Consider the following 22,096-nt stretch of genomic DNA (forward strand, 5'->3'; position numbering starts at 1 on the left):
CGTCTGGCTGCGATGCAACCCGGGGACGAGCAAGCCCGCGTGCCTTCGCAGGCTCTTTACGACGAACTATGACCGAATGGCAAGAATTTGTGGAGTGAAATAATCAAGAATAATGCCCCTAGTCGCGTATTCCGACAGCTATCGGGCGAATTTAGAAGCTGCCTTCCTCTAGGGAGAACCCATTGCTGCGCCAGTCATACCGGCGATGACGTTGCCATGGCCGCTCCGTGGACGCGAACGACCTCGCGATCCGCATGCGGGGCGGCGCTGCCGCCTGCGCCGCGTCGGCATAAATTTCGATCGCGCCGCTTCGCCGCAGAGTCTCGGCCGTCACAACCAGTGCGCGGCTCGATTTGCAGGTCGGCAACGGCCGGCGGGTGGCTGCGACGACGAGGTCTGCGGCCTCGCATAAAGACGGAAAGAGTTCGGGCGCGTCGACGACGACAATGGTCCAGCCCTCATGGCTGCGGCCGACACACCATTCGCGCTTGTGGCAGATAAAGCCCCCAGCTTTCACAGATGACAGGACCTCAGTCGCGTTAGCCGCGCTTGCCTTAAGTTCAGACGATTCCGGTTTTGCGGCCAAGGCGGAGGCACTTTCGACGACTGGCGCAATATGATTGGCGACGGCAAGCGCCCGTTGCCATTGCGAGAAAATGAAGTCCGGCGGCCGGGTTCGGTTGGTGGCGATGGCGTCTTCGGCAATCAGCCCAACCAGTTGGCCGTCTTCCGATATCACGACCGAGGGACGTTGCGCCTGGCGCTCCCACGCGATCGCCGTGCCGCCGAGAACGATCAATACCGCACCAACGAGCGCCAGCCGCGTTCGCAGCACACACAGAACGATCCCGCCGAACGCCGCCAAGGCAAAACCGGTCACGCCCACCCGTCCCGTCACCCACTCGCCATCGAACGAAGCCACGTAGCGTGCCACCGCGAGCATCCAGTCCAGCCCCTGCCCCATCACCACCAAGGGATAATATTCAAGCCCGAATGGCATGAGCAGCATGGCGAACAAGCCGAACGGCATGATGAGAATGCTGATCAATGGCGTGGCAAGGACGTTGGCGATCAATCCATAGGCCGGCAGCCGATGAAAATAGGCGGCGGCGTAGACTGCCGTCGCCAAGCCGCCGATTAGAGACGTGGCGACGCTGCCTATGGCGAAGTTGGACGCCGGCTCCCAGCGGCCAGTCACTCTCTCCCGCTCCCGCATTCGATATTCGCGCCAGCGGGCGTATCCCGCCACCAGGGCCAGGGTCGCCGCGAAGGACATTTGAAATCCCGGCCCGGCAACCGCCGACGGCGTCCAGGCGATAATGACGACTGCCGCCAGAGCGACATTCCGCAGGCTGATCGAAACGCGGTCGAAGAAGACTGCCACGAGCATGATGGAGATCATGATCCAGGAGCGAAGTGCCGAGACTGCGGCGCCGGAGATCAGGATATAGAGCAGAACCATCACAAGGGCCCCCGCTGCGGCGATCTTCTTGACCGGCAGCCGTTCGGCCAGGCCCGGAACCAGACTCAACAGCGTCCGCGCACCAACGAGAAAGGTGCCCGCCGCAAGGACCATGTTCAGCCCGGAAATAGCGAGAACATGAGACAGGCCTGCGGCTCGCAGGGTTTCGACGGTTTCGCGGCTGATGACCCGCTCTTCGGCAGTGATGAGCGCCGCCGCAATCGCCCCCGTGTCGCCGCCGACCACTGTCCGGATCCGGTCTCCAACGGCCTCACGCACGTCAGCAAGGAAGGCCTTTCCTTGGGCAAATAAGGACGTGTCAGTGCGCGACACGGCAACATCCGTTTCCAGCGCCTGTCGTGGAGCGCCATAGAAGAACCCGACCGCTCCAACACCCTTGAAGAAGGCGTCGAAGGCAAAGTCGTTTAAACCCGGCAGCGCGGGTCCCGAAGGCGGGGAAAGGCGCACCTTTCCCTCGATGATCGCCCCGGCCGGGTACCCTTCATGGTGACTTCGCGCCAGCAGTGTTGCCTTGGAGGGCGGTCTGCGGAGCCTCGGCTTGGACGTTTCGTTGATCTCGACCAGATATCGCCAACGCCCCTTGTCATCCTGCTCGCGCGACAGCACGCTTGCGCGGAGGTTCGTCGTCACCGGCCCATCGAGAATGACCGTGCCGATGCGTGCGGTCTCCGCCGCTGCAAGCAACATACCGCCAACGAAGATGAAAGGCGCGATCGCGATCGGTCGCCAAGGCGCGAAACGCCCTTGGCAGAGGAGCGCCGATATGCCGAAAATGCAAAGCAGCGGTGCAAGTTTGGCAATTCCGACGTCATACGCCAGCGCGAACCAAACGAGGGAGCCGAGCGCCAGAAGCACCGGGATCAGTACGAAGCCGTGCCCAAAATCGGCTTCCTCCTCCACGGCCGCGCGCAATCGCCGGACGATCGAAGCGGTAGCTGCATGGCTCCTGTAACCCAGCGCCGAACCATTCAGTGCCCGTGGCAGCAGGCGACCGGCCAGCATTACCGGAGCATCCGCGGCATGAACGGAGACTTGGCTGCCGATGAAAGGCGATGCACGATGCAGCGCATCGAGCGTCGTCGGCCCTCGCTCCTCCGTCCCCATTCCCGTCCGCTCTACCCCTTTGCGGTTACCGGCCGATCCTGCAACCAACGTCGCCACTTTGCAACCGCAAGATAAGCTGCACAAAAAATCAGCAGAACTATATGGAATGGTACCGCATTATCAGATTAACAATCATTGATCTGGTTGGACATCTGGCCATAACATGCGATTATTGCGTCGCCATATGCACATTTTCGCATCGCACCAATTTGCCTTTCGTACAGCTTGGCAGTCGAAAATAAATCATATAGCAAATTCGCAACGTTCATTTTCGTGGCATTTTGCTATGCCACGTTGCCATAAGACGGAGGCTCCCATGACAGAAAAAGGCGCGGTTGTAACATTCGATGGAAAATCGGCGGAACTGCCAGTGCGATCGGGATCCATTGGGCCGGCCGTCGTCGATATCGGATCGCTCTACAAGCAGACGAAGATGTTCACCTACGATCCCGGCTTTACGTCGACGGCGTCGTGTGAATCCAAGATCACCTATATCGATGGTGACGAAGGCGTGCTGCTCCATCGCGGCTATCCGATCGAGCAACTGGCGGAACACGGCGACTTCCTCGAAGTGTGCTATCTGCTCCTCTACGGTGAACTGCCGACCAAGGCTCAGAAGGACGACTTCGACTATCGCGTGACCCACCACACGATGGTCCACGAACAGATGTCGCGCTTCTTCACCGGTTTCCGCCGCGACGCCCACCCGATGGCCGTCATGTGCGGCTGCGTCGGCGCGCTGTCGGCCTTCTATCACGACTCGACGGACATCACCGATCCGCACCAGCGCATGGTCGCGTCGCTGCGCATGATCGCGAAGATGCCGACGATTGCGGCGATGGCTTACAAATATCATATCGGCCAGCCGTTCGTTTACCCGAAGAACGACCTCGACTACGCGTCGAACTTCCTGCGCATGTGCTTTGCGGTACCCTGCGAGGAATATGTCGTGAACCCGGTTCTCGCGCGGGCGATGGACCGGATCTTCATCCTGCACGCCGATCATGAGCAGAATGCATCAACCTCGACCGTCCGCCTCGCCGGCTCGTCGGGCGCAAACCCCTTTGCATGCATCGCGGCCGGCATCGCCTGCCTCTGGGGACCGGCGCACGGCGGCGCCAACGAGGCGGCACTCAACATGCTCGCCGAAATCGGCACGGTCGACCGTATCCCGGAATATATCGCCAAGGCCAAGGACAAGAACGATCCCTTCCGCCTGATGGGCTTTGGCCATCGCGTCTACAAGAACTACGACCCGCGCGCGAAGATCATGCAGAAGACAACGCATGAAGTTCTCGCCGAGCTCGGTCACAAGGACGATCCGCTGCTCGAAGTGGCGATGGAACTTGAGCGCATTGCGCTGACCGACGAATATTTCATCGAAAAGAAGCTCTATCCCAATATCGACTTCTATTCCGGCATCACGCTGAAGGCGCTGGGCTTCCCCACCACCATGTTCACTGTGCTCTTCGCGCTCGCCCGCACCGTCGGCTGGATCGCACAATGGAACGAGATGATCGAGGACCCGGAGCAGCGCATCGGTCGCCCGCGTCAGCTCTATGTCGGCGCACCGCAGCGCGACTACCTCCCCGTCTCGAAGCGCTGAGCGGACATTCCGTCAAATCGAGAAGCCCGGTCAGAGATGGCCGGGCTTTTTTTCTTGGAGATAATCGAAGACGATTTCCGCGGCTTTGTCGCCCGGCGGTCGGTCGGTCGCCATGCGCTCTTGCACAACGGCAAAACCGTCAAGCATGGCACGGCGTTGTGGCGTGTCACTCGAAAGCCGCTCGAACCAACGCGTCAGCGCCGACGGCCGGATCGTCCTGTTGAAATATTCCGGTACGACAGGAAAATCAGCGATCAGGTTCGGAAGTGCCGCCGTCCATATCCGAATCCGAGAGTGCAGGAAACTGACGAGCCAATCCGCTTTGTAGGTTGAAACGACGGGGATACCCGCAAGGGCGAGTTCGAGAATGACCGTCCCGGAAGCGGCAAGCGCGGCGTCGGCCTTTTCAAAGGCCTCCCACTTCCTGTCCGTTGCAACCGATATCTCGGGCTGCACCTTCCACGACGCGGTCAATTCCTTCACCCGACGCTCCTGCCGGGGAACAGTCGGCAGTAGAAAGCGCATGCCTTGATGGCGCGCCGCGAGCTCCTCGACGGCCTCGCCAAAAATCGGCAGCAAGCGGCTGACTTCGCTCCCGCGGGACCCTGGGAGCAGGAGACAGGTCGCGGGCTCCCGCGGTCGTTCCGCCCGCTGTTTTTCGCGCTGGCGGGCACGGACCGACAACACATTGATGTCGGATGCAAGGCGATGGCCGACATAGGTGGTCGGCGGGCCATCGAGCGCGCGCATCACCTCCGGCTCGAACGGCAGAACCGCGAGCACATGGTCGACATAGCCACGCATACGCGGGGCGCGCTCGGGCTTCCACGCCCAGACGCTCGGGCAGACGTAATTGATCACCGGCAGGTGTGGTAGCGCGGCGCGCACACGCCGCGCTACACGATGGGTGAAATCCGGGCTGTCGATGATCAGCAATGCGTCCGGCCGAGCTGCGATGATCGCGCGCGCTGTCTGACGGATGCGCAGGAGCAGCTTCGGCAAACGTGCAAGAACCTGCGAAAAGCCCATGATCGACAGTTCGGAATAGTCGAACAGCGATGTCAGCCCCTCGGCTTCGAGCGCCTCGCCGCCGACACCGACGAGCTCAAGCGAGCCTCCAAGGCGCGGGCGAAGTGCGCGCACGAGATCGGCCCCGAGCAGGTCTCCGGAGACTTCTCCGGCTATCACTGCCAGTTTGTAGCCCTTGCCCGTCATCGGCGGCTCCATGATCAGGATGATTTTGGGTCGAACCGACCCATAATCATAAACGTGATCGATTCTAAAGAGTTAGAGCGGCATGCGGGCGGAAAACCGAACATGCTTTTCGTCATCCCGCGCTAGCCCCACGCTGAACACCCAGGATGAACAGGCCACTCTTGTCCGCTTTGTCGACGAGCTGCGAACGCTCGAGAACAAGTGCCCTGCCCGCTTCGACCGCAATGCCTGCAAGACCCGCCGCCTCGGCGCCCGCGACTGTGGAAGGACCAATCGAAGGCAGATCCGCGCGTTCGTCCTGCTGCGGCTTACAAAGTTTGACGAGGACCCCGCGACGACGCGTCGAGACCCGCCCCTCGACCTTCAGCGCGGCAACGCGCGCCAGCATGGCGTCGGTGCCTTCGGCGCCCTCGAGTGCGATCACCCTGCCGCCGACCGCGACGGCGCCCTGTCCAACATCGAGCGCTCCCAGTGCGTTGGCAGCAGCGATGCCAGCTTCTATATCCCGCCGATCGTCGTCCGTCGGCACATGGGCCCCAAGCGGGCCCGTGTCCGCGAGAAGATTGGGGACGACTTCCTGTGCGCCGATGACGCGGGCACCGCTCGCTTCGATGAGATCCATCGCCATTCGCAGAACCGCGTCGTCGCCACCGGACACCAGAGTCCGAAGCACGCTCGGGACCTTAGCGAGCGTCCTCAGCGTGGGGCGGATATCACGCCATTCCGGTCGACGCCGAACTCCTCCGGAGAGCACAACGCGGTCGATGCCCTCTTTCTCGAACGTTCGGCTGATCGCAGCAAAATCACCGATTGCCAGAACGGCGTGGTCGAACCCTGTCCAGTCGGCGTCCGCCTCGCGTGACAGCGCAATGATGAAAGGGTCTTCGCCCTGTCGTCGCGCGGCCTCCGCCACGTGATGCGGCAGCGCGCCAGCGCCGGCAATGATCGCCAACCTGCCCCCCGCACCTGGCAGGCTGCGGGTTACCACTGCAGTCAACCTCTGTTGCCGCGTTGCGGCGACGACAGCGCGCGATCGCTTTCTGCGGCAATGAAATCGAGGATTTCGAGCGCCGGCGCGCAATCGAGATACTCCTGCCGGATTGCCGCAGCATTGGCGCGGATCGATTCCGGTCCCTCGAAAATCTGCTTGTACGCGCGCCGCACGGCGTGGATCGTCGCGCGGTCGATGCCGGCGCGCGTCATCCCGACGACATTGAGACCGCTCAGAACTCCGGGATTGCCGTTGAGCATGCCATAAGGAATGACGTCATAGCTGACTGCCGAAAGCCCACCGATGAAGGCCTGCCTGCCAATGCGCGTGAACTGGTGAACGGCCGACCCGCCGCCGAGGATGGCGCGATCGTCCACGATCACGTGCCCCGCCAGCATCACGTTGTTGGACAGGATGATATTGTTTCCGAGCCGGCAATCGTGCGCGACGTGGGAATTGGCCAGAAACAGGTTGTTGTTGCCGACGACTGTGGTGCCGCCGTGCTCGACGGTGCCCGTGTTCATCGTCACACCTTCGCGGATGGTGCAGTTCTCGCCGATGACCAGCGTCGTGTTCAAGGCGCTATGATGCACGCTTTGCGAGTCTCCGCCGATGACGGCGGACGGGAAGATCTTCGTCCCCTTGCCGACAGTCGTGCGCCCGATGACAACAACGTGGCTCAGTAGCTCTACGTCGTCTCCCAAAACGACATTCGGCCCGATATGGCAAAACGGGCCGACCTTCGCGTTCTCTCCGATCACGGCCCCATCCTCGATGACGGATGACGGGTGGATCTTCGCAGTCGATGCAATCATTTTCAGGCGTCTTCCTTGCTGACAATCATCGCGCCGATATCAGCTTCTGCGACAAGTTGCCCGTCAACTTTTGCATCACAGTGAAATTTCCAGATATTGCCACGTTGCTTCTGTTTCATGACATGGAATTCGACCCGGTCTCCCGGTACGACAGGCTTGCGGAAGCGGGCATTGTCGATGGTCATGAAGTAGACGAGATTGTCGCCGATCCCCGTCTTGCGGGCGCAGATGGCGCCGGCGGTCTGCGCCATGCCTTCGATCAGCAACACGCCCGGCATGATCGGCTTTTCCGGAAAATGTCCCGTGAAATGCGGTTCATTCGCCGTCACGTTCTTTATCCCGATCGCCGAGTTGTCGGAGTCGATCGCGATGATGCGATCGACGAGCAGGAACGGGTAGCGATGGGGAAGAAGTGTCAGGATTTCCTGAATATCCGCCGTGCCGAGTACCGTTGCAGCCTCATTCATCCTTGCCACCCTTTTTCTTCTGTCTTTCGCTGGCTCGCATCGCCATCTCGGCGATGTCGCGCAGAAAATCCCGCATCGGGCGTGCCGGAATACCGCCATAACGCTCACCGGCCGGCACATCGCTCGCCACGCCGCTCATGGCGGCGATCTGGACGCCATCTCCGATGGTAATGTGGCCGTTGACGCCGGTTCCGCCGCCGATCATCACGCCGTCGCCAATCTTTGTGCTGCCGGCAATGCCAACCTGGCTGACGATACCGCAATAGCGACCGATGCGGACGTTGTGCCCGATCTGGACGAGGTTGTCGATCTTCGTGCCCTCGCCGATCACCGTATCGTCCATGGTGCCGCGATCGATCGTCGTGTTCGCGCCGATCTCGACGTGATCCTGGATAATCACGCGACCGACCTGAACGATCTTGATCATTCCGCCCTGGGGGCCCGGCGCGTAGCCAAAGCCGTCCTGGCCAATGCGCGCCCCGGGATGAATGATGACGTTGTTGCCGATCAGCGCGCAAAGAATGCTGGCTCCGGCAGAAATCGTACAATCGCGGCCGATTCGGACATTCGGCCCGATAACGGCTCCCGCGGCAATCCGCGTTCCAATACCGATCTCAGCGCCGGCACCGATCACCGCCATCGGCTCGACTTCTACACCAGCCTCGAGTCGGGCTGTCGGATCGACAAATGCACCCGCAGCAATGCCCCGCTCGCTCGTATTGTAGGAGGGGCGCATCGCCTTTTCATGAAGCAGAGCGCCGGCAACTGCAAAGGCCGTATGCGGCTTTGCGGTCAAGAGAACGGGGATATTGTCCGGAACGATTGACGCAATCGCCTTGTCGCAAATGATTGCCGAGGCATGACAATCGTTCAGCTCGTCGCGGTTCTTGCGCGAGAGCATATAGCAAACATCACCCGATTTGGCGCGGTAAACCGGCGCGACCGCGTGGATCAAGCGATCCGCCGCAGCGGCATCCGACAACTCCGCCCCAATGTGATTCGCCAGGTCACCCAAGCGAATCCCTTCATGGGGCGGAAAAAACCAGTTCAGTTCCATAGACACTCCAGAACGATTTTGGACAGCAGTTCTGGACTGCTCTTTATCAGAACGACGAGTTAATGCCGAACTTGAAATTCTGGACTTCGTCGAAATCTTCCTTCGCAACCGGCACGGCGTAGTCGACACGCAGCGGACCGAAGGGCGAGGCCCAGATCAGGCTGACGCCGACGGAGGCGCGCAACGAGGCATCGTCACCGCGGACGGATTCGCCGGGGCCAACGGCGACATCGTTGCCATAAAGCGTGCCGGCATCGACGAAGAGCGCACCGCGGAAACCGCTATCACGCGGGATGCCCGGCAGTGGGAACGATGCTTCCGCAGAGGCCGTAAAGTAGGTCGTACCACCGAGCGCGTCGCCGTTGTTGACGCGCGGACCGAGGCCGTTGCGCTCAAAGCCGCGGATATCGTTGCTGCCCAACTGGAACTGGTCGAAGACTTCCATTGAACCGGACGTCTTGAACAAGTGACCTGCACTTCCGGCGAGCGACGCGATGATGTCTGCCTCGTCGTTCACCGTGTAATACCACCTGGCCTTACCCGTCAGCTTGTAGAAATCGGACGTGCCACCAAGGCCGGCGAATTCCTGCGTGACCGAGGCGAGGATACCCTCATGCGGAAGCTGAGCATCGTCCAGCGTGTTGTAGGTGATCGACTGGGAGACCGACGAGCGGGTCCACGGGCTGCCATCGATCGCACGGTCATAGGGAGTCGACAAGTCGTCCTTGTCGCCGAAGTATTCGAACTCCGTGTAGTTATAGCGCAGCGTCGTCGACAGCGCCTCGGTGATCGGCGCAGTCACGCGCAGGCTGAAGCCTTGGTCGTTGTAGCTGTAGTTATCGTCGTCAAAGTCGTTTTCGTTTTTGAAGAGATCGAAACCTGCGGCCAGACGGTAACCGAGGAAATAAGGCTCGGTAAACGAGACGTTGTAAGTTTGGCTGTCCTCACCCCTGCCGGCGGCAAGGCGGATATATTGTCCGCGGCCAAGGAAGTTCTTTTCCTCGATCGACGCCTCGACGAGGAAGCCACCGCCGCCGCCGGCGGAATAACCGGCACCGATGCCGAACGAACCGGTCGACTGGTCCTGCACATCGACAACGATCACGACACGGTCCGCAGCGCTGCCCGGCTGCGTCGAGATATTTACGCTCGAGAAATAACCGAGAGCCTCGAGCCGGCGCTTCGCGCGCGCGATCATTTCCTGGTTGAAGGCATCGCCTTCACCGACGTCGAACTCGCGGCGAATAACGTAGTCACGCGTGCGCGTGTTGCCGCGGATTTCAATGCGCTCGACGTAGGCGCGCTCACCTTGGTCGACCAGATAGTCGACGGCGATCGTGTGATTGGCAAGGTCGCGGTTGCCACGCGGGGTGACGCGAGCAAACGGATAGCCCTCCGAAGCAACACGCTTCGAAATTTCGCTCATCGTGTCCTGAACATCCTTCGCCTTATAGACGGAGCCTTCCTGGCTCTGGATCAGACCCCTCAACTCCTCAGCGTCGATACCTTCGACCGTCGACTCGACATTGACTGCACCGAAGTCGTAACGCGGACCTTCCTCGACGGTGATCGTCACCGTGTACTCGTTGGTCTCTTCATTCAGAGTCGCGTCAGACGAGATAACCTGGAAGTCGGCATAGCCCCGGTTGTAATAGAATTGACGCAGCAGTTCTTCGTCGGCGCGCAGCTTGTCCGGATTGTAGACATCCTTACGGGTCAGGAACGAGAAAATGCCCGATTCCTTGGTCGCGATCACCGACTGGAGCCGGCCGTCGCTGTAAGCTTCGTTGCCGACGAAATTGATCTGCGAAATCTTCGTGCGCTCACCCTCGTTGATGACGAAGGCAAGGTTCACGCGCCCTTCGGCAATAGGCACGACCTGCGTCGTGACAGTGACGTCGCTACGACCAATCGCAGCATAGGCGGCCTTGATGGCCTGAATATCGCTTTCGACGGTTGCTTCACTGTAAGGACCGAGCGGCTGGGTCCGCACGACACCCTGGAGCTTGTCATCCTTGATCTTGCGGTTACCGTTGAAGACCACCTGGTTGACGAGCTGATTTTCGCTGACGGTGACAACAAGCGTGCCGCCGGCGACATTGATGCTGACGTCGGAGAAATAGCCGGTGGCGTAAAGGCGCTTCACCGAAGCATCGATATCGGCGTTGCTGAAGTTCCTACCCGGGACAATCGTTATGTTCGCACGCACCGTGTCCGCGCTTACGCGCGTTGCGCCCCGCACTTCAACCCGATTGATGACCGCGGCTTGTGCAACGGACGTGCCTGCAAACACCCCAACACCGGTACCCGTGGCAACCATGCTTGCTGACAGCGCAAACGCCGACACCGCGTTCAAAAACCTTGAACCAGCTTTCATGTTAAAATCTTACCTTTTCCCAACGTACCGCAGCAATTTCGTACCGACTCCGGTCACGGTTGCCGTTTTACCCGCTTTTGCCATACAAGCAAGCCAGCTAGTTAAATTCTGTTTACTTCAATTCGAACCGTGGCTTAACCGCCACTACGGATTCGACTTATCGTAAACAAATCCTTGCGGCGCAAGCCATTGCGCGTCACTCGTTCACAATATCCGAAGGTTGTTCCGTCCCCCCAAGGACCCGGTAAGCAAGAAGAGCAAAGGCCTACTGCATGTTCTCTTAAATCGTCGCCGATTTAAGATGCACAGCGTCTTTTGCGCGTCTGGTAAGACGCGCGGCGCTGTAGAGACAACGCCTCACGTCTTCGGGATCCGTTTCAGCCGAAAAGCCAGTTGATGTCGTTCCACGCCGCAAAGACCGTAAGCATCAACACCATCGCAAATCCGATGCGGAACGCGATATCCTGTGCCGCGGGCCCGACCGGTTTGCCGCGCAACGCCTCCACCGCATAGAACATGAGATGACCGCCATCAAGCACGGGCACAGGCATGAGGTTAAGCAATCCTATAGAAACTGAGAGAACGGCTGCGAAGTTCAGCACCTCGGCAACGCCGAGCTTGGCCATCTGCCCTGAAATCTGGGCGATACGGATCGGTCCACCCACCTGGTCCGCCTTCATCCGACCAACGACCAGATTCGACAGATAGTCGAACGTGCCGGTGACGATACGCCAGCTTTGCAGGGCTCCCTGCCCGACCGCTTCCAGCGGCCCATAGGTCTCGATTCGGAAGTTCCCGACCTCTTGATTTGTTCCGATGCCGATCTTGCCCTCTTCCACCTTGTTGCCCAGCGGGTCGACGGATTCGATGCGCTGCGGCACCATCTGCAGATCTATCGGGGAACCATCGCGCTCGACGCGAACAGTGATCGGCAGTTCCGGGCGGACACTGACGTAGCGTCGTACGTCGTCAAAGGTCACAATCGGCGTTCCGTCGATTGAAACAAGCCTGTCACCCAGCTTGACGCCTGCCTGCTCCGCCGCGCTGCCCGGCGCCACCAATGCCACGACCGGATCGGCAACGGCCCGCCCATAGACGGAGAAGAGAACGGCAAAAATCGCAATCGCCAGCACGAAATTGGCGATCGGTCCGGCGGCGACGGTCGCAGCCCTTTTCCAAAGCTTTGCCCCCAGGAAGGTGCGAGCACGATCTTCCGGCGCGATTGCCTCGAGACGCTGATAGTCGGGCGTGCTCGCTGCATCTTCGTCGCCAAAGAATTTCACGTAGCCGCCCAGCGGAATCGCGCAGAATTTCCATCTGGTGCCGCGACGATCGGTCCAGCCGAACAGCTCCGGCCCGAAGCCAACGGAAAAGGCGACGATACGGATACCGGACCAGCGGCCCACCAGGTAGTGTCCCAGCTCATGGACGAAGACCAAAAGGGTCAGCAGGAACAGGAAGGTGGGTATAGCGTATTGCAGATTTTCAAGCAGAAGGCTCATTGGCATTTCCTAACGCATCCGCTGTTGCGACATCACGTGCCTCCTACTGCATGTTTCCTTAAATCGTAGCCGATTCAAGGATAAAAACATGCAGCACTTCAAAGTGACACAGCGTCCTTTGCGCGTCTCAAAAGACACGCGGCGCTGTAGGGATGCGCGGCTGCCGCTGTCACATTTTGCATCCTTATATAGTCTACCCTTAATTCAAATTCGACTTAAGGGATTATGCAGAGCCCTCAAAGGCCCAATAGAACCGAACCGAAGGCGGCTGCGCGTCCGCCGGCAGACAGGATCTGCGCCAACACCAGAACCAGCGCAGCGACACAGGCGAATATCAATCCGTCGACCCGGTCCATGACCCCGCCATGTCCGGGAATAAGCTGGCTCGAATCCTTGACGCCGAAACGACGCTTGATGAAGGACTCGAACAGATCCCCGATCTGACTGGCAACGGACAGCACGAGCGCGATGATCGGAATGCGCAGATCCTCCAGGGAGAAATGAGCCATGAAGACGGCGACACCCGCGAGAACACCACAGATCGTCCCGCCCAGCGCTCCCGACCAGGTTTTTCCGGGCGAGATCGCCGGCGCCAGCTTCGGCCCGCCGATTGCCCTGCCGGTAAAATAAGCAAAGATATCCGTCCCCCAAACGACGGCGAACACGAAAAGCATCGCCACCAGGCCGAGATAATCGGCGCCGCGGATCGCCGCGAGCGAAACCGCCGTCAAACCGGCATAGACTATGCCGCCCGGCAGCCACCAGCTCGTGTTGCGGATCAACACCCAAAGTCCGGCGAGAACCGAAAAGGCAGCCAGGAGCGGCAGGCTGAGATGGATATAGTCGAAAAGGACGAGGATCGCGATCACGACCTGGGAAAGCCACCCGAACGCATTGCCCTGAAAGTCGCTCTCACCGAGCTTCGTAATGGTCGACCACTCGTAATAGACCAGCAAACCGATCGCGACGGACAGGAGCTGGAAAGCAAGCCCGCCCGCCCAGGTCGCGCCAAGAGCGACCGCCGCAAGCACTACTCCGGAGGCGATGCGTAGCTTGAGTTCAGCCTGCATCAGGAGCCGACCGCTAGCGTCGGTTGCGCGAGGCCGCCGAAACGGCGTTCGCGGCTGGCGTATTTTTCGATAGCGGCAAGGAATGTTTCGCGCGTGAAATCCGGCCAAAGTTCGGGAATGAAAAGCAATTCCGAATAGGCTCCTTGCCAAAGCAGAAAGTTGGAGAGGCGCTCTTCGCCGCTCGTCCGCAGTATCAGGTCCGGATCAGGTATGCCGGCGGTGTCGATCGTTGCATTGATCTTCTCCGTCGTGATCTCGTCCGGGCGGAGGCGACCGGCGGCCACCTCTGTCGCCAGGCGACGCATAGCCCTCGCCAATTCGTCCCTCGCGCCATAGTTGAAGGCGATCACCAAGGTGATCCCGGTGTTCGCGCTCGTCGTGTCCTCCGCCTCGATCAGCAACGGAAGAATGTCACCGCTGAGATTCGTGCGGTCGCCGATGACGCGGATGCGGACATTCTCGCGGTGCAGATCGGCGAGATCGCGGCGTATGAACGCCTTAAGCAAGCCCATGAGGTCCGTGACCTCGGCCTCGGGCCTGCTCCAGTTTTCCGACGAGAATGCGAAAAGCGTGAGATAGCGAATGCCGAGCTCGGCCGCCGTCTTTACCGCAGCCCGCACGGCCTCGACGCCTTTTCGATGTCCCATCGTGCGCGGTAGTCCGCGCGCGTTTGCCCATCGACCGTTGCCATCCATGATGATGGCAACGTGGTTCGGTACGTTAGCGGGGATGAACTCTGGCATTGGCGGTCCGAAAAAAGAGACTCAGATCATCACGCGTCAGACCTGCATGATTTCCTTTTCCTTCTCGGCGAGCAAGCGGTCGATCTCGGAAATTGTTTCGTCGGTCATCTTTTGGACGCGTTCGGACTGAGCACGGTGGATGTCCTGCCCGATCTCGCCATCCTTTTCGGCTTTTTTCAGGTCGTCCATGCCGTCACGGCGAACATGGCGGACGGCCACCTTGCTCTTCTCGGCGTAGTCGTGCGCGACCTTGACGAGAGACTTGCGCCGTTCCTCGTTCAACTCGGGCAGCGGAATACGCAGGTTCTGGCCGTCAACGATCGGGTTCAATCCGAGATTCGATTCCCGGATCGCGCGTTCAACGGCGCCAACCATGGATTTGTCCCACACCGAAACGGACAGCATACGCGCCTCCGGGACCGTGATGTTTGCCACCTGGTTCAACGGCATGCGCGAACCGTAGGCTTCGACGGTCACCGGATCGAGAACGTTGGCCGATGCGCGGCCGGTGCGAAGCGACGCTATGTCGTGCTTGAATGCGGAGATCGCTCCGTCCATGCGGCGTTTCAGTTCCTTCAGGTCCACACCTTCACTCATGGTTCAAGACTCCCGTTCCTGTCTTCAATGGCCCGAAGGGCCTTCAAACTGTCAATTGTCCGTGACGATGGTGGCATGGCCGCCACCGGTCAAGATCTCCGCAAACCCGCCCTTCTCGTGGATCGAGAAAACGACGATCGGAATGGCATTTTCGCGTGCAAGAGCCACCGCGGCAACGTCCATCACGGCCAATCCCTTCTCCAGAACCTCGCTGTGGGTGAGGCGATCGAACCGGGTAGCCGTCGGGTCCTTCTTCGGATCCGCAGAATAAATGCCGTCAACCTGCGTTCCCTTGAAGATCGCTTCTGCGCCCATCTCTGCTGCGCGAAGTGCTGCGGCGGAATCCGTCGTGAAGAACGGATTGCCCGTGCCTCCGGCGAAGATGACCACGCGGCCAAGCGAGAGATGATATAGGGTAGCGCGCTGCGAAAAACTCTCACAAATTTCCGGCATAGCGATGGCCGAGAGCACGACAGTGTCGATGTCCAGCTTGCGCAGCGACGTCGCCAGTGCGAGCGCATTGATCACCGTCGCCAGCATCCCCATGTGGTCGCCGGTTACCCGATCGCCCCCCTTCGAGGCGACGGCGACGCCACGAAAGATGTTGCCGCCGCCGACAACGACGCCGACTTCGACGCCCATGGCGCGCGCTTCGGCGATATCCGATGCGATCCGATCGGAGACTGCCACATCGATGCCGAAGCCCTGGCTTCCCATCAAGGCTTCACCGGAGGCTTTGAGAAGAACACGCTTGTAGATTGGCTTGGCCAACATCATCGCTCCTGAACAGATCGGCACGCCTGTGCGGAAGGCGGTGCACAGCGGCATAAAGGATATATCGTGTTGCGCGCGGTATCGACCGCTCGGGCTGAAACCGGCGGGTCCGACGCTTTGACGAATGCCGGATACACGAAGGGCACCGCGTTGTCACGCGATGCCCCCATGTTTTCCCAATAAGGGTGAAGAAATCAGCCCTTGGCAGCCGCCGCGACTTCCGCGGCGAAATCGGACTCTTCCTTCTGAACGCCTTCGCCGAGCAGCAGGCGTGCGATGCCGGCGACCTCGATCGGCGCACCGACGGTCTTTTCCGCTTCCTTGATCGCTGCCTCGACGGTCTGGTCGGGGTTCATGACAAAAGCCTGCGAGAGAAGGGCGACTTCCTCGAAGAACTTGCGCATGCGGCCTTCTACCATCTTCTCGATGATGTTGTCCGGCTTGCCCGAAGCGCGCGACTGTTCGATGAAGACGTTGCGCTCGCGTTCGGCGACCGCGGGGTCGATTTCGCTCGGGCGAACCGCCAGCGGGTTCGTCGCAGCGACGTGCATCGCAACCTGACGACCGATTGCATTCAAGGCTTCCTTGTCACCGGTCGACTTGAGAGCGACCAGCACACCGAGCTTGCCGAGACCGTCGGCAACCGAATTGTGGATGTAGGTGGCGACGACGCCATTGTCGACCGACAGCAGCGCGGCACGGCGCAGCGTCATGTTTTCGCCGATCGTCGCAATCGCGTCGGTGACCGTATCGGCAACGGACTTGCCAGTGGCCGGATAGTTGGCAGCGCTGATCGCGTCGACCGATCCATCGGTGTCGACAGCAACGGCTGCGACACCACGGACGAGGTCCTGGAAGGCGTCGTTGCGAGCGACGAAGTCCGTTTCCGAGTTGATCTCGACGACCACGGCCTTGTTGCCGGCGCTGGCGATGCCGATGAGGCCTTCGGCAGCGGTGCGGCCGGACTTCTTGTCGGCCTTGGCGATGCCCTTGGCGCGCAGCCAGTCGATCGCCGCTTCCATGTCGCCATTGGTTTCAGCAAGCGCCTTCTTGCAATCCATCATGCCTGCGCCGGTCTTTTCGCGCAGTTCCTTCACCATTGCGGCAGTAACACTCATCTTCTTGCCTCTTTGTCTGTTTGGCTGGCGCGCTCACTGTCGATGGCGCAATGCCAGGAGGTTTTGGCAGGGAATGGCTTTTCAATGTGACATCGTGATGAACGCTTCATCGCGATGATGCGTGGGCAGGATATTGCGGGCCCGATCGCGCCATTTCCGGCCGAAAAGAACGAGGCCGTTCAGATTTCCATCACAAACGGCCTCGTCCGACGTTTCATTTGGTACGGCAGCCTTGTCTGCCGTCCGACCCGATCAGGCCTCGGACGATTCGTCGAGAGCCGGCTCGACCGGAACCTCAACCGATGCGCCGAGATCGCGGCCAGCGGCGCCCTGCTGGCGGGCAATGCCGTCGATGGCGGCGCGAGCGATGAGATCGCAGTAGAGAGCGACAGCGCGCGATGCATCGTCGTTACCCGGGATCGGATAGTCGATCTGGTCCGGATCGCAGTTGGAGTCGATGACGGCGACGACCGGAATGCCAAGACGCTTGGCTTCTTCGATCGCGATCGATTCCTTGTTGGTGTCGATGATGAACATCAGGTCCGGCGTGCCGCCCATGTCGCGGATACCGCCGAGAGCGCGGTTCAGCTTTTCGCGCTCACGCTCGAGGTTCAGGCGCTCCTTCTTCGTGAAGCCGGAAGCTTCCGAAGCGAGGATTTCGTCGAGCTTGCGCAGGCGCTGGATCGAGTTGGAAATCGTCTTCCAGTTGGTCATCATGCCGCCGAGCCAGCGAGCATTGACGTAGTACTGGGCAGAGCGCTTCGCGGCGTCGGCGATGATTTCCGAAGCCTGGCGCTTCGTGCCGACGAAAAGCACGCGGCCGCCATTGGCGACGGTGTCGCTGACAACCTGAAGGGCGCGCGACAGCATCGGGACGGTCTGGGCGAGGTCGATGATGTGGACGTTGTTGCGATCGCCGAAGATGTACGGCTTCATCTTCGGGTTCCAGCGATGCGTCTGGTGGCCGAAGTGAACGCCTGCTTCGAGAAGCTGGCGCATAGTAAAGTCAGGCAATGCCATGCCTTTGTCTCCTTTTCCGGTTGAACCTCCGCAAGGCGTCGAGCGCATCGTTGCTGCGCCCACCGGCGGAACAATCCGGATTTCTCCCGGAAAATCCCATGCCTCACGTGTGGAATGGGCAGCCCATTAACTGCAACTGCCCGATAAATCAAGACTGGAAGTCAGTTTTATGCAGTTCTTGCCTATTTGCAGTCTTCCGCGTTGAAGACTTCGAGGTTGGTGAGCTTTCCGCTCAGCACGAAATCTCCATAGTCCATTGTCAGGTCGCGCGTCACTCCGTTTTCATAGAGCTTGAACGACATGCTGTAGATGGGCTGTGCGTCTCCGCTCCTGTCGTCGTTGAAGTAGGAGATCTTCACTGGCCAGTAATTCTCGGCCGCGAGCTTTCCGGCCTTGCCGACATCGATGTCATCCGGCGCCGGCTTGCGGGGTTTGCCGACGAAGGTCGAGGTGATCAGCGTCTTGTCGCCCGTATCGGAGCCGTCGAAGATGCGCGATTCGAAAAACGACTCACCCTTCTTCGCCCGATCGATCACTTCCAGCATGTGTTCGGTCGGGAATCGGCTTTCGGCAAGCGCCACTTCGCGCTTGTCCGGTGCCGTCAGCTCGACCTTGACCCCGGTCTTGTCTTCATGCGCACTGCCGCGGACTTCCTTGTCGAGCTTCTCGTCGGTGAAAGAACGCGTCAGAAAGCGGAAATTGCCGTTGCGCATGTCTTCGTAGGTGGTCGTCTGCTGGTCCGTTAGGCGAACTTCCTCTCCGGTATCGACCTGGGTCATGAACCTGAAACTGACCGTGTAACCCTCGCAGGCAGAGCCGTTGAATTCGTAGACCATGCGGCCGTACATGCTGGAAATGCCCGAGCGATCGGACGCATTCTTCAACTCCAGATCGTAAACGGCGCGGTGGGGCGCAAGCGCGCTCGCATCGGCGGCACCGGCGCCCAAGGCCGTCATCGCCACGAGGCAGACGCTTCCAAAACTGGCAAGACCGAAGCCTGTACGAAACATCCGTTTCCTCCTGTTGGACTCGCCGGCAATGCTATAAACAAACTGTCGGCAGAAGCGAGGCAGATCCGCGACGAAAAGACTTGATGCCCGTCCCGATCCAGCTTGCATGCCGGATTTTATCACAAAAGACAACAACGGAGCCTTCCATGTCCGCAGAGATCGAAACGCGCCTCGCCGACCTTGGCATCACCCTGCCCCAGGCCGCGGCACCTGCAGCGAACTATGTTCCCTACGCCATCAGCGGCTCGATGCTCTATATTTCCGGACAACTGCCTATGGAAGCCGGCAATGTCGCCGTAACGGGACATGTCGGCAAGGATGTCGATGTCGCCACCGCCCAGCGTGCTGCAGAACTCTGCGCAATCAACATCCTGGCGCAGGCGAAGGCAGCGCTTTCCGGCGACCTCGGGCGCATCCGTCGCCTCGTGAAGATCAATGGTTTCGTCGCGTCCGTCCCGGAATTCGTCGAACAGCACCTCGTCATCAACGGCGCGTCCAATCTGCTCGCCAACGTGCTTGGTGAAGCCGGCAAGCATGCGCGCGCCGCCGTTGGCATGGCCGCCCTGCCGTTCAACGCAGCCGTCGAAATCGATGCCGTCATCGAAATCGCGTGATGCGAGGAATCTCATGAAGGATATTTCCTGGCTCAAGGCCCAACCGATCGCCCATCGGGGTTTTCACGACATGAACCGGGAGGTTTGGGAAAACACACTCTCGGCGTTTTCTCGCGCCGCCGAAGCGGGTTTCGCGATTGAATGCGACCTGCAATATACCGCTGACAGTGTTCCGGTGGTCTTTCACGACGACAACACCGAGCGGCTCTGCGGTATAAGAGGAGACGTTCGAGCGAGAACCGCGGGGGAACTCGGGCTGATGTCGGTCGGCGGCACCAAGGACAAGGTGCCGACGCTTTCCCAGATGCTCCGTCTCGTCAACGGTCGCGTGCCGCTGATCATCGAACTCAAGGGGCGAAAAGACGACGACGAAGGCTTTGCCGCCGCGGTGATCGATACGCTCGAGGGCTACAAGGGCCACGTGGCGCTAATGAGCTTCGATCATTGGCTGCTCAAGGACCTGAAGGCGCTGGATGCGCCCTACCCGCTTGGCCTCACCGCCGGAGGCATCACGCCCGAGGCCTTCGCCGAGAACGAGGAAGCGATGCAAATCGGCCTCGATTTCATTTCCTATTTCTACCGCGACCTGCCGAATCCTTTCATCACCAAGCAGCGCGCGCTCGGCCGCACGGTCATCACATGGACGGTGCGCGACAGAGAGGCCCAGGAGCACACATTCGCCAATGCCGACCAGATGACATTTGAGGGTTTCGATCCACGAGAGACCATGATTTCGTAAGGTTATGACAGACGCTATCAACATCCGCATTGAACACTCTTTCACTTCGATCTCGCCGGCGAACTGGAATCGGCTCGCCGGCGCTTCGAAGGCTAGTGCGAGCATTCCCTACAATCCCTTCCTCTCGCACGCTTATCTGTCGGCACTGGAGGAATCGGGTTCCGCGACCGCGGAAACGGGATGGCTCGGACAACACCTGCTGATGGAAGACGCGGATGGTTTCCTGCGCGGCGCCCTTGTCTGCTACATGAAAAACCACAGCCAGGGCGAATACGTCTTCGACCATGGATGGGCGGACGCCTTCGAGCGTGCGGGTGGCCGCTATTATCCGAAGCTGCAATGCTCCGTACCCTTCACTCCGGTAACGGGACCGCGCCTGCTCACCACCGAAGGGCGCGACCCGCGGCCGATCCACGATGCGCTCGCAGCGGGACTGAAGGAGCTTACGCGCCGCCACGGCGTCTCCTCGGCTCATGTCACCTTCGCGCCGGCCGACGAAATGCCAATCTTCGAGCGGGCAGGCTTCCTTCATCGAACCGACCAGCAGTTTCATTTCACCAATGAAGGCTACGGGTCCTATGGCGACTTTCTGGAAACTCTCGCATCCCGAAAACGCAAGGCGCTGAAAAAAGAACGTCGGACGGCCGTCGAAGAGGGCATCACGATCGATTGGCTGACGGGCAGCGACCTGACCGAGGAGATCTGGGACCAGTTCTTCGCCTTCTACATGGATACCGGCGGGCGCAAATGGGGCCGCCCGTATCTCACGCGCTCCTTCTATTCGCTGATCGGTGAAAGGATGGCCGACGACATTCTGCTCGTCATGGCCAAGCGCGGCGGCCGCTATATCGCCGGCGCCATCAACTTCATCGGCGGTGATGCGCTCTACGGCCGGCACTGGGGCTGTATCGAGGACCACCCATTCCTGCATTTTGAGGTTTGCTACCACCAGGCGATCGATTTCGCGATCGCCAAGGGGTTGAAGCGCGTCGAGGCGGGAGCACAGGGGGAGCACAAGCTCGCCCGCGGCTACATGCCGGTCACCACCCATTCGGCGCACTTCATTACCCATCCGGGACTCGCGCGCGCGGTCGCCGACTATCTCGAACGCGAACGCCGCGATGTGGAAGAAACCGGTGAGTTTCTTGCGGACCATGGACCTTTCCGCAAAGGTGAGCGCTAGAGCGGGATGAGGAAAAGAGTGCGCGGTTTTCCGCCCGAATCCCGCTCTAACTTATTATAATCGTTCACTTTTATGATTCTGGGTCGATTCGACCCAAAATCATCGTGATCCGGGACGACTGACAGGATGCCGGCCGATGCCGGCGCGACAATACGAGGAAACGACAATGAGCGGGTATGACACGAACAACATCTTTGCCAAGATCCTGCGGGGCGAAATTCCATCGCACCGGGTCTACGAAGATGATGCGACCGTCGCTTTTATGGATGCGATGCCTCAGGCGGAGGGCCACGTCCTGGTGCTGCCGAAGACCCCTTCCCGCAACATTCTCGACGCCGACGCGTCAACGCTGCCTTCACTGATCGGTACGGTTCAAAAGATCGCCATTGCGGCAAAGGAAGCCTTTGACGCCGACGGCGTGACGATCATGCAGTTCAACGAAGCGCCCGCCGGCCAGTCCGTTTTCCATCTGCACTTCCATGTCATACCCCGCCGTGACGGCATTCCGCTGAAACCGCATTCCGGCCGCATGGAAGATGGCGCGGTACTTGCGGCGAACGCGGAAAAGATTCGACAGGCTCTCTGAGTGCCGGGAGAAGCGGCCTCCCGGG

At 60.1% G+C, this 22,096-nt stretch carries 20 protein-coding genes; 5 read left to right on the forward strand and 15 right to left on the reverse strand.

The window, feature by feature from the left end:
* Positions 1-151 precede the first annotated feature (151 nt).
* On the reverse strand, positions 152-2,485 hold the full coding sequence (locus PZN02_RS18030) for a ComEC/Rec2 family competence protein (protein WP_280661536.1): 2,334 nt from the start codon (positions 2,483-2,485) through the stop codon (positions 152-154).
* 418 nt (positions 2,486-2,903) lie between these two features.
* Between PZN02_RS18030 and gltA the strand changes: the two genes are divergently transcribed.
* Entirely contained in the window at positions 2,904-4,193 is a 1,290-nt protein-coding gene (gltA, locus tag PZN02_RS18035) for a citrate synthase (protein ID WP_280659294.1), read from the forward strand.
* Between the two features lie 30 nt (positions 4,194-4,223).
* Here the strand turns inward: gltA and lpxB are convergent, their stop codons facing one another.
* The 14 genes from lpxB to PZN02_RS18105 all read right to left on the reverse strand — a co-directional run bounded on the left by lpxB (position 4,224) and on the right by PZN02_RS18105 (position 18,949).
* On the reverse strand, positions 4,224-5,408 hold the full coding sequence (lpxB, locus tag PZN02_RS18040) for a lipid-A-disaccharide synthase (protein WP_280659295.1): 1,185 nt from the start codon (positions 5,406-5,408) through the stop codon (positions 4,224-4,226).
* A 112-nt stretch (positions 5,409-5,520) separates the two neighbouring features.
* Positions 5,521-6,396 carry an LpxI family protein gene (locus PZN02_RS18045; protein ID WP_280659296.1) on the reverse strand — a complete coding sequence of 292 codons (876 nt, stop codon included), beginning with the start codon at positions 6,394-6,396 and terminating at the stop codon, positions 5,521-5,523.
* Positions 6,397-6,401: 5 nt separating this feature from the next.
* The gene (gene lpxA / locus PZN02_RS18050) at positions 6,402-7,214 is read right to left on the reverse strand and encodes an acyl-ACP--UDP-N-acetylglucosamine O-acyltransferase (RefSeq protein WP_425336257.1); all 813 of its coding nucleotides are present in this window, start codon (positions 7,212-7,214) and stop codon (positions 6,402-6,404) included.
* 2 nt (positions 7,215-7,216) lie between these two features.
* On the reverse strand, positions 7,217-7,681 hold the full coding sequence (gene fabZ / locus PZN02_RS18055; RefSeq protein ID WP_280659297.1) for a 3-hydroxyacyl-ACP dehydratase FabZ: 465 nt from the start codon (positions 7,679-7,681) through the stop codon (positions 7,217-7,219).
* Positions 7,674-8,738, reverse strand: a complete 1,065-nt coding sequence (lpxD, locus tag PZN02_RS18060) for a UDP-3-O-(3-hydroxymyristoyl)glucosamine N-acyltransferase (protein ID WP_280659298.1) — start codon at positions 8,736-8,738, stop codon at positions 7,674-7,676. Before lpxD ends, fabZ begins: the two co-directional genes overlap by 8 nt.
* A gap of 46 nt (positions 8,739-8,784) precedes the next feature.
* Entirely contained in the window at positions 8,785-11,115 is a 2,331-nt protein-coding gene (gene bamA / locus PZN02_RS18065) for an outer membrane protein assembly factor BamA (protein ID WP_280659299.1), read from the reverse strand.
* A 377-nt stretch (positions 11,116-11,492) separates the two neighbouring features.
* Positions 11,493-12,617, reverse strand: coding sequence for an RIP metalloprotease RseP (rseP, locus tag PZN02_RS18070; RefSeq protein WP_280659300.1), 1,125 nt, complete (start codon positions 12,615-12,617; stop codon positions 11,493-11,495).
* A 236-nt stretch (positions 12,618-12,853) separates the two neighbouring features.
* On the reverse strand, positions 12,854-13,687 hold the full coding sequence (locus PZN02_RS18075) for a phosphatidate cytidylyltransferase (protein ID WP_280659301.1): 834 nt from the start codon (positions 13,685-13,687) through the stop codon (positions 12,854-12,856).
* Positions 13,687-14,430 carry an isoprenyl transferase gene (locus PZN02_RS18080; RefSeq protein ID WP_280659302.1) on the reverse strand — a complete coding sequence of 248 codons (744 nt, stop codon included), beginning with the start codon at positions 14,428-14,430 and terminating at the stop codon, positions 13,687-13,689. Before PZN02_RS18080 ends, PZN02_RS18075 begins: the two co-directional genes overlap by 1 nt.
* Positions 14,431-14,466: 36 nt before the next feature.
* Positions 14,467-15,027: a ribosome recycling factor gene (gene frr, locus PZN02_RS18085; protein ID WP_280659303.1), complete on the reverse strand. Its 561-nt coding sequence runs from the start codon at positions 15,025-15,027 to the stop codon at positions 14,467-14,469.
* Positions 15,028-15,078: 51 nt separating this feature from the next.
* Positions 15,079-15,801, reverse strand: coding sequence for a UMP kinase (gene pyrH, locus PZN02_RS18090; RefSeq protein ID WP_280661538.1), 723 nt, complete (start codon positions 15,799-15,801; stop codon positions 15,079-15,081).
* 194 nt (positions 15,802-15,995) lie between these two features.
* The gene (gene tsf, locus PZN02_RS18095) at positions 15,996-16,919 is read right to left on the reverse strand and encodes a translation elongation factor Ts (protein WP_280659304.1); all 924 of its coding nucleotides are present in this window, start codon (positions 16,917-16,919) and stop codon (positions 15,996-15,998) included.
* 252 nt (positions 16,920-17,171) lie between these two features.
* Positions 17,172-17,939 (reverse strand): 30S ribosomal protein S2, encoded by a 768-nt coding sequence (rpsB, locus tag PZN02_RS18100; RefSeq protein WP_173512726.1) that lies wholly within the window; start codon positions 17,937-17,939, stop codon positions 17,172-17,174.
* Between the two features lie 182 nt (positions 17,940-18,121).
* Positions 18,122-18,949 carry a cell envelope integrity EipB family protein gene (locus PZN02_RS18105; protein WP_280659305.1) on the reverse strand — a complete coding sequence of 276 codons (828 nt, stop codon included), beginning with the start codon at positions 18,947-18,949 and terminating at the stop codon, positions 18,122-18,124.
* A gap of 146 nt (positions 18,950-19,095) precedes the next feature.
* Here PZN02_RS18105 and PZN02_RS18110 point away from each other — a divergent pair, with 146 nt between their 5' ends.
* The 4 genes from PZN02_RS18110 (at position 19,096) to PZN02_RS18125 (ending at position 22,071) form a co-directional block, all read left to right on the forward strand.
* Positions 19,096-19,563 (forward strand): RidA family protein, encoded by a 468-nt coding sequence (locus PZN02_RS18110; RefSeq protein WP_280659306.1) that lies wholly within the window; start codon positions 19,096-19,098, stop codon positions 19,561-19,563.
* A 13-nt stretch (positions 19,564-19,576) separates the two neighbouring features.
* On the forward strand, positions 19,577-20,302 hold the full coding sequence (locus PZN02_RS18115; protein WP_280659307.1) for a glycerophosphodiester phosphodiesterase: 726 nt from the start codon (positions 19,577-19,579) through the stop codon (positions 20,300-20,302).
* A 4-nt stretch (positions 20,303-20,306) separates the two neighbouring features.
* Complete coding sequence (locus PZN02_RS18120; RefSeq protein WP_280659309.1) at positions 20,307-21,485, forward strand: GNAT family N-acetyltransferase; 1,179 nt, start codon at positions 20,307-20,309, stop codon at positions 21,483-21,485.
* Positions 21,486-21,651: 166 nt separating this feature from the next.
* The gene (locus PZN02_RS18125; protein ID WP_280659310.1) at positions 21,652-22,071 is read left to right on the forward strand and encodes an HIT family protein; all 420 of its coding nucleotides are present in this window, start codon (positions 21,652-21,654) and stop codon (positions 22,069-22,071) included.
* Positions 22,072-22,096 lie beyond the last annotated feature (25 nt).

The sequence above is a fragment of the Sinorhizobium garamanticum genome (assembly GCF_029892065.1).
Classification (GTDB): Bacteria; Pseudomonadota; Alphaproteobacteria; order Rhizobiales; family Rhizobiaceae; genus Sinorhizobium; species Sinorhizobium garamanticum.

Coding starts and splice junctions, on each gene's coding strand:
- frr (WP_280659303.1), bottom strand. CDS start 15,027: ATGAGTGAAGGTGTGGACCTGAAGGAACTGAAACGCCGCATGGACGGA.
- PZN02_RS18110 (WP_280659306.1), top strand. CDS start 19,096: ATGTCCGCAGAGATCGAAACGCGCCTCGCCGACCTTGGCATCACCCTG.
- lpxB (WP_280659295.1), bottom strand. CDS start 5,408: ATGACGGGCAAGGGCTACAAACTGGCAGTGATAGCCGGAGAAGTCTCC.
- rpsB (WP_173512726.1), bottom strand. CDS start 17,939: ATGGCATTGCCTGACTTTACTATGCGCCAGCTTCTCGAAGCAGGCGTT.
- PZN02_RS18105 (WP_280659305.1), bottom strand. CDS start 18,949: ATGTTTCGTACAGGCTTCGGTCTTGCCAGTTTTGGAAGCGTCTGCCTC.
- lpxA (WP_425336257.1), bottom strand. CDS start 7,214: ATGATTGCATCGACTGCGAAGATCCACCCGTCATCCGTCATCGAGGAT.
- PZN02_RS18075 (WP_280659301.1), bottom strand. CDS start 13,687: ATGCAGGCTGAACTCAAGCTACGCATCGCCTCCGGAGTAGTGCTTGCG.
- PZN02_RS18030 (WP_280661536.1), bottom strand. CDS start 2,485: ATGCTGGCCGGTCGCCTGCTGCCACGGGCACTGAATGGTTCGGCGCTG.
- PZN02_RS18115 (WP_280659307.1), top strand. CDS start 19,577: ATGAAGGATATTTCCTGGCTCAAGGCCCAACCGATCGCCCATCGGGGT.
- fabZ (WP_280659297.1), bottom strand. CDS start 7,681: ATGAATGAGGCTGCAACGGTACTCGGCACGGCGGATATTCAGGAAATC.
- tsf (WP_280659304.1), bottom strand. CDS start 16,919: ATGAGTGTTACTGCCGCAATGGTGAAGGAACTGCGCGAAAAGACCGGC.
- rseP (WP_280659300.1), bottom strand. CDS start 12,617: ATGAGCCTTCTGCTTGAAAATCTGCAATACGCTATACCCACCTTCCTG.
- lpxD (WP_280659298.1), bottom strand. CDS start 8,738: ATGGAACTGAACTGGTTTTTTCCGCCCCATGAAGGGATTCGCTTGGGT.
- bamA (WP_280659299.1), bottom strand. CDS start 11,115: ATGAAAGCTGGTTCAAGGTTTTTGAACGCGGTGTCGGCGTTTGCGCTG.
- gltA (WP_280659294.1), top strand. CDS start 2,904: ATGACAGAAAAAGGCGCGGTTGTAACATTCGATGGAAAATCGGCGGAA.
- PZN02_RS18120 (WP_280659309.1), top strand. CDS start 20,307: ATGACAGACGCTATCAACATCCGCATTGAACACTCTTTCACTTCGATC.
- pyrH (WP_280661538.1), bottom strand. CDS start 15,801: ATGTTGGCCAAGCCAATCTACAAGCGTGTTCTTCTCAAAGCCTCCGGT.
- PZN02_RS18125 (WP_280659310.1), top strand. CDS start 21,652: ATGAGCGGGTATGACACGAACAACATCTTTGCCAAGATCCTGCGGGGC.
- PZN02_RS18080 (WP_280659302.1), bottom strand. CDS start 14,430: ATGCCAGAGTTCATCCCCGCTAACGTACCGAACCACGTTGCCATCATC.